Origin of the sequence: Ferruginibacter sp. HRS2-29 (assembly GCF_024343615.1) — a bacterium.
In the GTDB taxonomy this organism is placed as follows: domain Bacteria; phylum Bacteroidota; class Bacteroidia; order Chitinophagales; family Chitinophagaceae; genus Ferruginibacter.
In genome coordinates, this window is record NZ_RJUB01000010.1 from 80,152 (window position 1) to 92,551 (window position 12,400).

Here is a 12,400-nt window from a genome sequence, read left to right on the forward strand (position 1 = left end):
ATAACTGTCAGCCTGAGCTTGTCGAAGGCGGTGCCAACATACTCCGCCTTCGACAAGCTCAGGCTGACAGTCATATAGCAGACAGTTTATAAATAAATAAATATTCCATGAAATTTTTCCTCTCCCTTCTCTTATTTGTATGCACGGGATTTGCCGTCAATGCACAATCAACTTACACAGTTACCGGTAAAGTGCTGAGTGCCGAAACGGGGCAACCTCTCCAGGGCGCATCAGTATTTGCGCAAAACACCACCATTGGTACCGCTACTGACGCCGATGGAAATTACACGATCTATCTGCCCAATGGCGGCTACGACCTGGTAGTAACATTTACCGGGCACAACAGCGAGAGCCGCAGGGTGACTACCGGTAATGAAGAGAACAGGAATGTGAATTTTCAACTGAAGCAAAAGGAAAAAGAAATGGTGGATGTTACCGTGGTGGCTTCTTCGGAAGTGAAAGACGGCTGGGAAAAGTACGGTAGTTTTTTCCTGGATAATTTTATCGGCAAAACTGCCAACAGCAAAGATTGTACGATCAAAAATCCGGAGATATTAAAATTCTTTTTCTCCAAAAGAAAGAACCGCCTCAAAGTAACCGCTGCTGAACCTTTACTGATCGAAAACAAAGCCCTGGGTTATACCATCAAATATGCACTCGATTCCTTTACACATGAATATGCTACCGAAGTAAGCCTGTACGCGGGTTTTCCGCTGTTTGAAGAAATGCCGCCGGCCAACAACGAGCAACTGGCGCAATGGGCAGCCAACAGGCAGGCAGCTTACCAGGGATCGATCCTGCACTTTATGCGGGGCGTATACAATAAAGATCTAAAGGAGCAGGGATTTGAAATTCAGTTTGTGATAAAAAATAACGACAATGAAACCGCCATCAAAGTGAAAGACTTTTATGGCGCATTGAATTACCAGCGCGACGATAGCGCACAAACAGTAACAATACGCCCCAACCAGCTGAATGTGGGCGTCATCTATTCAAAAGAAAAACCTGCCAAAGGATTCACAGAAGCCAACCCGGAAGAGCCAAAAGAGTTTCAGTTTTCAGTGGTTACTTTTCAACCCAACGAATCTATCACCATAGAACAAAACGGGTATTATTACGATCAGAATGACCTGGCCATCAGCGCCTACTGGACCTGGCATAAGGTAGCGGATCTGCTTCCATACGATTACAAACCCGTAGTCAATTAATAATTAATAATTACGAATTACGAATGGGATTGAAGCGAACGGAGAAATCGCAGATTTAAAGGGATAAAATGATTTCACAGATTGTTTTTACTTCGTAAAAACGGAAATGCAGTTTGTAAGATTTTGTAATGATCTTATAAACTGCATTTTTGATTTTGCGCCAGCAAAATAATCTGTGTAATCCCCTTCATCCCTCTTAAATCTGCGATTCCTCTCCGCTCCGTTGTTCGCAATAATTCGTAATTCGTAATTTTTAATTCTTCTTCATTACTTTCTCCCACAACTCCGGGATCCTCTTTATCCAAACGAGTTCCCTTCGGGCAATACCCGCTTCCTGCGCAGGTGCTCCCCAATAGGTTTTATTTCCTTCAAGATCGCCGCCAACGCCGGAGCGTGCCAGCAATACCGCATTGGCGCCAATGGTGAGTGTTTTGTTTACGATCACGTTGCCCCACAGCACTACACCATCTTCAATGGTTACTACACCCGCCACGATCACGCATGCCGCAAAGAGACAATTTTTGCCGATCACCGTATCGTGGCCGATGTGGATCATGTTGTCGAATTTGGTGCCGGCACCAATTACGGTATCATGGCTTACGCCACGATCGATCGTACAGTTGCACCCGATCTCTACAAAATCTTCTATCACCACCCGGCCGCAACTGGGCATTTGTTTGTACCACATCGGGCGGTCTTTTTTGGTATTGTAATAAAACGCGTCGCCGCCAATCACAGTACCCGATTGTATCTTCACTTCATCACCGATCACGCAATGATCCATGATGGATACATTGGGGTAAATGATACAGTTCTTCCCGATCGTTACATGATGGCCGATGAATGCACCGGGATAAATAAAAGTGCCTTCGCCGATCACAGCACTATCGCTGATGTTTTTGGAAGAAGGCTCAAACGGCCTGAAGTGTTTTACGATTTTGCTGTAAGCTTCAAACGGGTTATCTACCAGCAGCAGTGCTTTTCCATCCGGTACCGATGTTTCTTTATTGATGATGATGAAGCTGGCATCGCTGTTGATGCACTTATCATAATATTTTGGATGATCTACAAATACAAGATCGCCGGGTTCTACTTTATGCAATTCGTTGATGCCGGTTGCATTGCCTTTATCGTTGCCAATGATTTTTGCCTGCACAAGATCCGCGATGAATTGTATGGAGACGGGAGATGGAAAGCGCATACTTTATAAATTTTCACAAAGGTACTATCCTTTGGTTTTATTTGAAATTGTAAAAAAAAGACGTTGTTACGCAACTTTTTCAAAAAAAAATTGTGACAAAAAAATACACAGTCTGCAGGCATTTTTACAACATGATCGTTGATGATCCTCTCCACTAAAAATTACACGCTGTTATCATCAATAAAAAACACAACATCATCAAATCCTTTATTCATCCATGTTTCAGCGATGCATATATTTTTATGTTTTAAAAAATAAAAATCATTTTCAATTGCTGTTTCAAAAAAAAGCGGCATGATCGATCGCTCTTATCCACAGCAATAAATAAAATGTGAATAAAATAATTGAAAATATTTTTTATGTTAGCAAAAATTCTTTTTAATATTGTGTAAGGGATTTACTGTCCCGGTACTTACTAACCCATCTATATAATAAGGCTCGGCTCAAAATGCTGAGCTTTTTTTTATCACAGATTTTTTGGATTACGCGGATTACACAGATTAGCGAAGGGGTTAATTGTAGTGAAAACTTTTTAGTAGAACTGTCATTGCGAGGAACGAAGCAATCTCTTCAAGTTCTTCGATGATGTGCGAAGAGATTGCTTCGTTCCTCGCAATGACAGTTCTATTGAAAATTCGTGTAATTCGTGTAATTCGCTTTAATTCGTGTAATAAAATATAACTTGCAATAAATAAAAACCGGTTATGCTAAAATCAATGACAGGCTTTGGTAGGGCAGAGCAAACAGTGGGAGAAAAAACTTTCCTCGTAGAAGTAAAAGCGTTGAATGGAAAACAGTTTGAATTGCAGGTGAAGCTCCCTCCATTATTAAAGTCATACGAATTTGACATCCGCAACATCCTCCAGGAAAATCTTGGAAGGGGAACGATCGATTGTTATATCAACATCAAACAAAATGGTACCACCAAGCCGGTTACCATCAACACCGAATTGATCAAGGCATATTACAACCAGATACATCAGCTGGCCGGGGAGCTCTCCATCGATACCAATTCGGTGCTGGCTGCCTTGCTCCGTTTGCCGGAAGTGGTTTCACCCGCCAATGAATTATTGAGCCCCGAAGATTTTAAACAATTTACGGTAGTGTTGCAAACGGCTATAAAAGAATTAAACAACCATCGTATCGGTGAAGGCGCTTCGCTTGAAAAAGACCTGTTGCAGCGCATTGAAAATATCAACGCACAGGAAGAAGCGATCCTGGCTTTGGAGCCCAACCGTAAAAAAAGGATCAAAGAAGAAATTCTCCGCCTGCTGGAAGAAAATGTAGGCAAAGAAAATATCGACAACAACAGGATGGAGCAGGAACTGATCTACTACATGGAAAAGATCGATATCCATGAAGAGCAGATCCGTCTCAAACAACACTGCGAATATTTCAGGGAGATCATGAACAGCTCTGAAGAAGGGAAGGGGAAAAAATTATCGTTCGTTTTGCAGGAGATCGGAAGGGAGATCAACACTACCGGAAGTAAGGCTTACGATGCCGATATCCAGAAATGCGTGGTGAAGATGAAAGACGAACTGGAAAAAGCGAAAGAGCAGGTATTAAATGTATTGTAAGAAGTTTAGGGATCAGAGATTAGGGGTTAGCCTAAACTCTACACTCTAATCTCTAAACCTCCTCTAAACCCTAATCTCTAAACCTCCTCTAAACCCTAATCTCTAAACTTTGTTTAATTATATGTTTCGGAATCTTTTTTTCAAAAAGAGCGTGTTATTATTAACAATAATGATCGTGTGGCTTTGCTCCTGCAGGCAGGTAGAAATATTTGAAAAAAACACGCCCATCCCCGGGTATAAATGGAATCCGGCTTTTGCCGTTACCGGTACGTTCAATATACAAGACACCCTTTCGGCATATATATATATATAGTACTTCGCCACAGCGATGCTTACCAGTATAATAATATATGGCTGAATGTGGGGCTGCAGTCGCCGGGCGACAGCATGTATACCCAAAAGGTCGATCTTTCACTGGGCAGTGATGCCGCAGGTTGGGAAGGTTCGGGCATGGGGGATATCTGGGAAGTAAGAAAACTGCTCAACAGCAAACCGAGCCGTTTCAAAAGAAACGGGGAATACAATTTCAAAATACAGCAACTGATGAGGGACAACCCGCTGGCGAATGTGATGAGCGCCGGCCTGAGGGTGGAAAAAGCCTATTAATGATTCCTGCTGTCAGCCTGAGCTTGTCGAAGGCGGATTTCAGATAAGATGACCCGCCTTCGACAAGCTCAGGCTGACAGCAGGTAAGGATTAAATTTTCAAATAGAAAACATTTCTTTATTTTGCAACCTACTATTGCCGAAAATATTCAAAACACCCACTAAACAGATACATAAGTGAACCGTATAATCCTTACTTTGATCTTTGCGATCACACTGACGCAGGCTTCCCGTGCACAGAATTATGAATACGTACAACAGGGCGAATTTGGTATCACGGCGGGGGCGGCGCATTACTTCGGCGATATCAACACAAGGGCCGGGCTCAACAGGCCAAAACCTGCACTGGGCTTATTCTATCGCAAACAATTTGGTAACTATATAGGTGCAAGGATCGCGGGCCGTTTTGCTCAGCTTGGCTACAGCGACACTTACAGCAAGAACGAAGTGCAAAAACTGAGGAACCTTAGCTTCAATACAAATATCTGGGAACTGGCCATACAGGGAGATTTCAATTTCTTCCGTTTTGTACCGGGTGATCCTTACCATGCATTTACCCCTTATGTTACTTTGGGAGTGGGCGTTTTCAGTTATGACCCCTACACTTTCATTGGTGGCGAAAAAACATTTTTACGCCCGTTGGGTACCGAAGGTCAGAATGTGCCAGGCGGTTACAAAGGCAGGAAACCATATGGCACCACTTCCTTCTGCATTCCTTTTGGCGTGGGTATAAAATATAATATCAGCGAAAAATTCAATCTGTCGTTCGAAGTGACTCACCGCTTCACCGGCACCGATTATATCGATGATGTAAGCACCACTTATGCCGGAATCGATAAATTTGCTTCAGATCCGGTGGCCGCAGCGCTCCAGGATCGTAGCTACGAGATCAACCCAACCAGCCCGCTGGGCGTGGAAGGCCGTCAGCGTGGGTTTGCAAAGCAAAAAGATCAGTATCTGATAGCCGAAGTGGGCATTTCGTTCAATCTGAGCAGCTACAGGTGCCCTACAGCGAAGTAGTGAATAGTGAATAGTCAATAGTCAAAACTTCGAACTGCTTTCTTTTTACTTGGAATTTTCAGTATAGGTAAACCTTAAGAGGTTCAAAGATTTGACTATTGACTATTCCCTATTCACCATCTGCGAAGCCCCTTTTTTCCCCGACCAACCCCCCATAATATTATATAAAGCCCGTTAAATAAGGTTTTCAGTTAAATTTCCCTACTTTTGCGCCCATGTCACGCCGCCGGCGTGACTGCTCATTTTACAAACGCTATGAGTTTACTGCAAAACATTAATATGCAACGGTTGCCATCGCATATTGCCATCATTATGGATGGTAACGGACGATGGGCACAGGAACAGGGGGAAGACAGGCTTTTCGGTCACCTCAATGGGGTGGAAAGCGTGCGTACCATCGTAGAAACTGCCGCCGAACTGGGCATCGGCTATCTTACCCTTTATGCCTTCAGCACCGAAAACTGGGAAAGGCCCGAAGATGAAGTAAGCGGGCTGATGGAAATACTGGTAGACACTATCCGCAAGGAAGTACCTACCTTGAACAAAAACAACATCCGCCTGCATGTGATCGGCGATACGGAAATGCTGCCCGAAAATGCCCGCAAGGAGCTCAACGAAGCATTGGCAGAAACGGCCGGAAATACCGGTCTCAACCTCATCATGGCACTGAGCTACAGCAGCCGCTGGGAAATCGAAAAAGCATTTAAAGAAATGGCTGCCGATGTGAAGGCAGGCAAGCTCGAACCCGATGCCATCACCAACAACACATTGCGCCAATACCTTGCTACGGCCGACTATCCGGACCCCGAGCTGATGATAAGGACAAGCGGCGAATTCAGGATCAGCAACTTTTTACTGTACCAGCTGGCCTACTCCGAATTGTATTTTACCAACACGCTATGGCCTGATTTCAGGAAGGAAAATCTATACGAAGCGATCATCGATTTCCAGCAGCGCGAACGCAGGTTTGGAAAGACAGGACAACAGGTAAAACAGCAGTGAGGTAATTGAAAAATCTCTAATATATCAATGAGAATCAGCATTTGAGCGCTTAGCTTGTATGATTGTCATTTAACAAATAGTTTTCATTAATGGGCTTAATTTGCCGCTCGTAAAATACTTTTGATGCAACGGATCTACCAGAACGCTCTTATTACCCTACTTTTCGTGTTTATATGTCAGCAACTATCCGCACAGGATAGCATCGGCGTTTCTGTAAACCCTGCTTTACAGGATATTTACAATTCAAAAACAGCCAAACCATATACCATCGCCGGCATCACCGTAACAGGTACCAGGAACTACGATCAAAACCTGATCATTTCCATCACCGGCCTGGCAAAAGGCGATGTGGTACAGATCCCCGGAACCGATGCTTTCAGTAAAGCCATCTCCAAACTCTGGAAACAGAACCTGGTATCCAATGTGCAGATCTACATCACAAAGATGGAAGGCTCCAACATCTTCATCGAAATAGCCCTCACCGAAAGGCCAAGACTGACCGATTTTGATTTCACCGGAATCAAAAAAGGGGAGAAAGAAGACCTCCGCACAAAATCGGGACTCAGCAAAGACAGGGTAGTAACGGAAGATATGAAACTGAGCGCCGTGGAAAATATCCGCAAATTCTATTCTGAAAAAGGATACAGGAATGTGAAGATCGACGTTACCGAGCAAAATTCGCCGGGGTTGAACAATGCCATCATTCTTACTTTCGCCATCGACAAGGGGAAAAAAGTAAAAGTGAATTCGGTGAATTTTACCGACAACGTAAGCATTGAAGACAACAAGCTGAAAAAACAGATGAAGGGCACCAAGGAAATGACCCGCATCACACTGTTCCCAGAAAAAATAACAAGCCCTTACGGCGATACAGCCCATGCGCTTACTTTCAAAGATTATTTAAAAGAAAACGCTTACCTGCGCCCAAGCCGCACCAGGGATTACATAGAGCCTTACTTCAGGTTCAAGCTTTTCAGCAGCGCCAAATTCAACGAAAAGAAATACGCCGAAGATAAAGACAAAGTGCTGGCCTATTACAATTCCCGCGGTTTCAGGGATGCGCAGATCGTAGAGGATACTACTTTTTACGACAACAAAGGAAACATCAACGTAGATATTAAAGTTTCCGAAGGGCACAAATATTACTTCGGTAATATTACCTGGAAGGGAAATACAAAATATTCTGATTCCATCCTCAACATCATCTTAGGAATTTCCAAAGGCGACCCGTACAATGTGGAAACATTGAACAAGCGCCTGGGTAAAGAATTGTCTGCCGAAGGCGGCGATATCGGAAGCCTCTACCAGGATGACGGTTACCTGTTCTTCAGGGTGGAACCAATTGAAACATCTGTGTACAACGATACCATCGATTACGAGATCAGGGTAACGGAAGGCCCGCAGGCAGTATATGGTAAGATCACCGTATCGGGCAACGACAAAACGAAAGATTATGTGATCCTTCGTGAAATGCGTACCATACCCGGCGAAAAATTCAGCCGCCAGGATATCATCCGTACACAACGCGAACTCGGGCAGCTGGGCTTTTTGAACCCGGAAAAAACAAACCCGAATGTGATCCCGAATTCCGATAACGGAACGGTAGACATCAACTGGCAGGTGGAAGAAAAATCTGCCGATCAGCTCGAATTGTCTGCAGGTTTTGGTGGCGGTATCGGCCTTACCGGTACATTGGGTGTTACGTTCAACAACTTCTCGCTGAAAAATATCGGTAAAAAATCAAGCTGGGATCCGTTACCAACCGGTGATGGCCAGAAGCTGAGCGCCAGGATACAGTCGAATGGTAAAGCCTACCGTTCTTACAGTTTCTCTTTCACCGAGCCTTGGCTGGGTGGTAAAAAACGTAACTCTTTCTCGGTAAGTTATTTCAATACCCGGTATGCAAATTCGTACGATAACTACGGGTCGTATTGCCGCTCCTGCGGAGATACTTCTTATGTAAAGACGGTTGGGTTTGGTGTTTCCCTGGGTAAACAATTGAAATGGCCGGATGATTATTTCAACCTCATCTATTCATTGAACGTACAGCAGTACAAGCTCAGGAATTACGCGGTGAGCGGGTTCAACGGGATCACCAATGGCAACTCTACAAACATCAGTGCCAAGATCACTTTGCTGCGCAACTCTGCAGGCCCTAACCCGATCTTCCCTACACAGGGTTCCAACTTCCTGTTGAGTGCACAGTTTACGTTGCCTTACTCGTTGCTGGGCATTACAGAGCCGGCCGACAACCAATATAAATACCCTGAGTTTCACAAATGGCGCTTCAGCGGCGAATGGTATGTGCCGATCGGTAAGCCAAGAGGAGCGGATAAGAACAAACAGTTCATCCTCAAAGCGGCTGCCAAATACGGCTTCATCGGTAAATACAACAGCAAGCTGGAAGTATCACCGTTCGAGCGTTTCCAGTTGGGTGATGCAGGGTTGAGTAATACACAGGCATTGCTGGGGTACGATATCATCGCACACCGCGGTTACCCTATCTACAGCAGCTCTGATCCTAAAGTGAACCCCGATGGTATTTCACCAACACAATACTTTACGATCTTCAACAAATACACCATGGAGCTCAGGTATCCGTTCAGCACCAATGCAAGCAGCACCATTTATGGTCTTGCGTTCTTCGAAGCTGCCAATGGCTGGTATTCGTTCAAAGAATACAATCCGTTCAAGCTGCGTCGTTCTGCCGGTGTGGGTATGCGTTTCTTCCTGCCGATGTTTGGCCTCTTAGGGTTCGACTATGGTATCGGGTTTGATCGTTACAACCAGAATTCAGGTATCAAAGGCGCCGCGAAGTTTACCTTCATGCTTGGCCAGGAACCGGAGTAATAATACCAGCTGTCAGCCTGAGCTTGTCGAAGGCCTTTGAACGAGAATTCGCCTTCGACAAGCTCAGGCTGACAGCTGGTGTAATTGAAATGAAATATTTTTTCTTTTATTTGTAAAAAATAATCCGAAGATGAAAAAGATACTATTGATTGCTTCCTGCTTCTTACTGGTAGCATTTGCCTCACAGGCACAGCGTTATGCGGTGATCGATTCGAAATATATCCTGGAGAAGGTTCCGGAGTATAAAGAAGCGCAAACCAAACTCGACCAGTTCAGCCAGTTGTGGCAGCAGGAGATCGACCAGAAACAAACGGCGCTGGATAAAATGTTCAAGGATTACGATGCCGAACAGGTGATGTTGCCCGACAACCTGAAGAAAAAACGCGAAGACGAATTGTACAATAAAGAGAAAGAATTACGCGACCTGCAGCGCAAACGTTTTGGTTTTGAAGGCGATCTGTTCAAAAAACGTCAGGAGCTCATCAAACCAATACAGGACAGGGTATACAACGCTGTACAGAAGCTGGCTGTGGAAAAACAATATGATTTCATATTAGATAAAAGTGAAGGAATTACCGTTATCTTTGCCGACCCCAAACTGGACAAGAGCGATGATATACTGAGGAACCTGGGTGTTAAATAATTGATAATCGACAAAATATTGTGCAGCATTGCCCGGAAAGAATTAATCTTTGCTTAAGCGAAAGCTCACTATTAAATATCAACCAAATCAGAAACAATTAAACATTAAAATGAAAAAACTTATCGTAGCAGGTGTGATGGCATTAGGTATCTTTAATGCATCTGCACAAACAAAGGTTGGGTACATCAATACCGACGAACTGATTGGCGTTATGCCGGAAGCAACTAAGGCTGATGCGGAATTAAAAGAATTTCAGGCATCACTTGGGCAGATGTACCAGGAAATGGTAGCTGATTTTTCTGCAAAGGATAGCGCTTTCTCTAAAGATTCTGCAAAATGGAATCCTAGCATGAAAGAGATCAAAAGGAACGAACTGGTAGCCTTATACCAGAAAGTGCAGGGCTGGCAGCAACAGGGCCAGGAAATGTACCAGGCTGAAGCGCAAAAGAAGATCCAGCCTTTGAGGGATAAAGCTTTTGAAGCGATCAAAAACGTAGCAAGAGAAAATGGTTACACCTACATCCTCGATAACAATGCAGTATTGGTAGGCCCTCCGGGCGACGATATCCTGCCATTGGTGAAAAAGAAACTGGGCATAGTAGCTCCCGCTCCTAAAGCAACAACACCGGTTAAAAAACCGTAATGAAATAAAATGCTGATGAAGCCTTCCGGTAATCCGGGAGGCTTTGTTATTTTGGGGGATTGTTGCGGGTGACGGGTTATTTGATCGTTAACGAAGTTTTCTCTGCGGAAGCCTCTGCCATCTCTGGCACTCTGCGGTGAGGGAAGGATTCTTCACCGCAGAGAATGGGAGAAGCGCAGAGGTTTCGCAGAGAAAGCCTGTCTCATACTTATTCTTCGCATACGATCAAATAACCCGCCACCCGCAACTTATTAAGGTCAACGACCTTTGAAATATATTTACCTTTAAATAAAATTAATAAGGTCGTCGACCTTAGTACGTATGCTAAACAAACCCATCGGCGTTTTCGACAGCGGCTACGGCGGCCTCACCATCCTCAAGGAAATTGTGGAGCGGCTGCCGCAATACAACTATCTCTACATGGGCGACAATGCCCGTGCGCCTTATGGCCCGCGCAGCTTCGAAACCGTGTACGACTATACCCTCGAAGCCGTAAAATGGTTCTTCTCGCAAGGCTGCAGCCTGGTGATACTGGCCTGCAATACAGCCTCAGCCAAAGCATTGCGCAGCATACAGCAAAAAGATCTTCCGCAGCTGGCTCCCGATAAAAGGGTGCTGGGTGTCATCCGGCCCACGGCCGAAGTGATCGGCTATTACAGCAAAAGCCGCCACGTAGGCGTATTGGGCACACAGGGCACGGTAAGCTCGCAATCGTACCTGCTGGAGATAGAAAAATTTTTCCCCGATATAGCTGTTTCGCAGGAAGCCTGCCCGGAGTGGGTGCCCATAGTAGAAAATAATGCTTACGACCAACCCGGCACCGATGAAGCTATCCAAACGCACCTGGATGCCATTTTGCAAAAAGACCCGCAGATAGATACTTTACTGCTGGCCTGCACACATTACCCCATGCTGATGGAAAAGATCCGGCAGTTTACCCCCGAGGCCGTTTCCATCATCGCCCAGGGCGGCATCATCGCCCAAAGCCTGGAAGTATACCTGCAGCGCCATCCCGAAATAGAGCAGCAATGCGGCAAAGACGGCCAGTTGGAATTTTACACCACCGGCTCTACGCAAGACTTTGATAATCATACCGCTAATTTCTTTGGTAGGGCGGTTAGCTCCAATTTGATACAACTTTAGTCGAATTAATAATTAATAATGAATAATTAATAATTCATTCAGGATGAAGGTTGTGCGATTGTCAGAAGGTTACCCCTCTAAAAAATTATTAATTATTCATTATTAATTATTAATTAAACCCTTACCTTTGCCGTCCTTTCACAAGAAGCGGGGATGGTGCCCTGCTGCTGAAATACCAATTAACAATATTTGTAAAAGGAAAAATTTAATAAGATGCCGGGAAAAAAAAGAACCTACCAACCTCATAAACGTCGCAGGAAATCAGTACATGGCTTCCGTCAGCGTATGGAAACAGCTAATGGCCGTAAGGTATTGGCGAGCCGCAGGGCAAAAGGACGTCACCGTCTGACCGTTTCTGATGAGCATGGTTCAAAGAAATAGTACATCGTTTACCGTTCGGTAAATCAAATGCATACAAGCCCTCTTATTTTTGGAGGGCTTTTTTATTTGGGGTAATTTTATTTAAGGTCGACCACCTTATAAAGATCGCCGACAAACGTTATAA

General features: G+C 44.5%; 11 protein-coding genes. 10 read left to right on the plus strand and 1 reads right to left on the minus strand.

Features of this window, described 5'->3' with window-relative positions; translation table 11 throughout:
* Positions 1-107 precede the first annotated feature (107 nt).
* Positions 108-1,208 carry a carboxypeptidase-like regulatory domain-containing protein gene (locus EGI32_RS05495; protein WP_255154373.1) on the plus strand — a complete coding sequence of 367 codons (1,101 nt, stop codon included), beginning with the start codon at positions 108-110 and terminating at the stop codon, positions 1,206-1,208.
* A gap of 253 nt (positions 1,209-1,461) precedes the next feature.
* Here EGI32_RS05495 and EGI32_RS05500 read toward each other — a convergent pair whose 3' ends face one another.
* The gene (locus tag EGI32_RS05500; RefSeq protein ID WP_255154374.1) at positions 1,462-2,409 is read right to left on the minus strand and encodes a UDP-3-O-(3-hydroxymyristoyl)glucosamine N-acyltransferase; all 948 of its coding nucleotides are present in this window, start codon (positions 2,407-2,409) and stop codon (positions 1,462-1,464) included.
* Between the two features lie 704 nt (positions 2,410-3,113).
* On the opposite strand from EGI32_RS05500, the gene EGI32_RS05505 reads away from it, so the two are divergent.
* The 9 genes from EGI32_RS05505 to rpmH all read left to right on the plus strand — a co-directional run bounded on the left by EGI32_RS05505 (position 3,114) and on the right by rpmH (position 12,276).
* Entirely contained in the window at positions 3,114-3,989 is an 876-nt protein-coding gene (locus EGI32_RS05505; protein ID WP_255154375.1) for a YicC/YloC family endoribonuclease, read from the plus strand.
* A 240-nt stretch (positions 3,990-4,229) separates the two neighbouring features.
* Positions 4,230-4,595: a gliding motility lipoprotein GldH gene (locus EGI32_RS05510; protein ID WP_255154376.1), complete on the plus strand. Its 366-nt coding sequence runs from the start codon at positions 4,230-4,232 to the stop codon at positions 4,593-4,595.
* 176 nt (positions 4,596-4,771) lie between these two features.
* Complete coding sequence (locus EGI32_RS05515; RefSeq protein WP_255154377.1) at positions 4,772-5,614, plus strand: DUF6089 family protein; 843 nt, start codon at positions 4,772-4,774, stop codon at positions 5,612-5,614.
* Positions 5,615-5,869: 255 nt separating this feature from the next.
* Entirely contained in the window at positions 5,870-6,616 is a 747-nt protein-coding gene (locus EGI32_RS05520; protein ID WP_255154378.1) for an isoprenyl transferase, read from the plus strand.
* A gap of 123 nt (positions 6,617-6,739) precedes the next feature.
* Positions 6,740-9,466 carry an outer membrane protein assembly factor gene (locus EGI32_RS05525; protein ID WP_255154379.1) on the plus strand — a complete coding sequence of 909 codons (2,727 nt, stop codon included), beginning with the start codon at positions 6,740-6,742 and terminating at the stop codon, positions 9,464-9,466.
* Between the two features lie 130 nt (positions 9,467-9,596).
* A complete protein-coding gene (locus tag EGI32_RS05530; RefSeq protein ID WP_255154380.1) occupies positions 9,597-10,109 on the plus strand; it encodes an OmpH family outer membrane protein in 513 nt (170 codons plus the stop codon).
* Between the two features lie 109 nt (positions 10,110-10,218).
* Positions 10,219-10,752 carry an OmpH family outer membrane protein gene (locus EGI32_RS05535; protein ID WP_255154381.1) on the plus strand — a complete coding sequence of 178 codons (534 nt, stop codon included), beginning with the start codon at positions 10,219-10,221 and terminating at the stop codon, positions 10,750-10,752.
* Between the two features lie 321 nt (positions 10,753-11,073).
* Positions 11,074-11,895: a glutamate racemase gene (murI, locus tag EGI32_RS05540; protein WP_255154382.1), complete on the plus strand. Its 822-nt coding sequence runs from the start codon at positions 11,074-11,076 to the stop codon at positions 11,893-11,895.
* 213 nt (positions 11,896-12,108) lie between these two features.
* Positions 12,109-12,276 (plus strand): 50S ribosomal protein L34, encoded by a 168-nt coding sequence (gene rpmH / locus EGI32_RS05545; protein ID WP_255154383.1) that lies wholly within the window; start codon positions 12,109-12,111, stop codon positions 12,274-12,276.
* Positions 12,277-12,400: the final 124 nt, after the last annotated feature.

What these genes read in the sequence shown, in the direction of transcription:
- EGI32_RS05505 (WP_255154375.1), top strand. Translation starts at nt 3,114, where the DNA reads ATGCTAAAATCAATGACAGGCTTTGGTAGGGCAGAGCAAACAGTGGGA.
- murI (WP_255154382.1), top strand. Translation starts at nt 11,074, where the DNA reads ATGCTAAACAAACCCATCGGCGTTTTCGACAGCGGCTACGGCGGCCTC.
- EGI32_RS05510 (WP_255154376.1), top strand. Translation starts at nt 4,230, where the DNA reads ATGGAATCCGGCTTTTGCCGTTACCGGTACGTTCAATATACAAGACAC.
- EGI32_RS05535 (WP_255154381.1), top strand. Translation starts at nt 10,219, where the DNA reads ATGAAAAAACTTATCGTAGCAGGTGTGATGGCATTAGGTATCTTTAAT.
- rpmH (WP_255154383.1), top strand. Translation starts at nt 12,109, where the DNA reads ATGCCGGGAAAAAAAAGAACCTACCAACCTCATAAACGTCGCAGGAAA.
- EGI32_RS05495 (WP_255154373.1), top strand. Translation starts at nt 108, where the DNA reads ATGAAATTTTTCCTCTCCCTTCTCTTATTTGTATGCACGGGATTTGCC.
- EGI32_RS05520 (WP_255154378.1), top strand. Translation starts at nt 5,870, where the DNA reads ATGAGTTTACTGCAAAACATTAATATGCAACGGTTGCCATCGCATATT.
- EGI32_RS05530 (WP_255154380.1), top strand. Translation starts at nt 9,597, where the DNA reads ATGAAAAAGATACTATTGATTGCTTCCTGCTTCTTACTGGTAGCATTT.
- EGI32_RS05500 (WP_255154374.1), bottom strand. Translation starts at nt 2,409, where the DNA reads ATGCGCTTTCCATCTCCCGTCTCCATACAATTCATCGCGGATCTTGTG.
- EGI32_RS05525 (WP_255154379.1), top strand. Translation starts at nt 6,740, where the DNA reads ATGCAACGGATCTACCAGAACGCTCTTATTACCCTACTTTTCGTGTTT.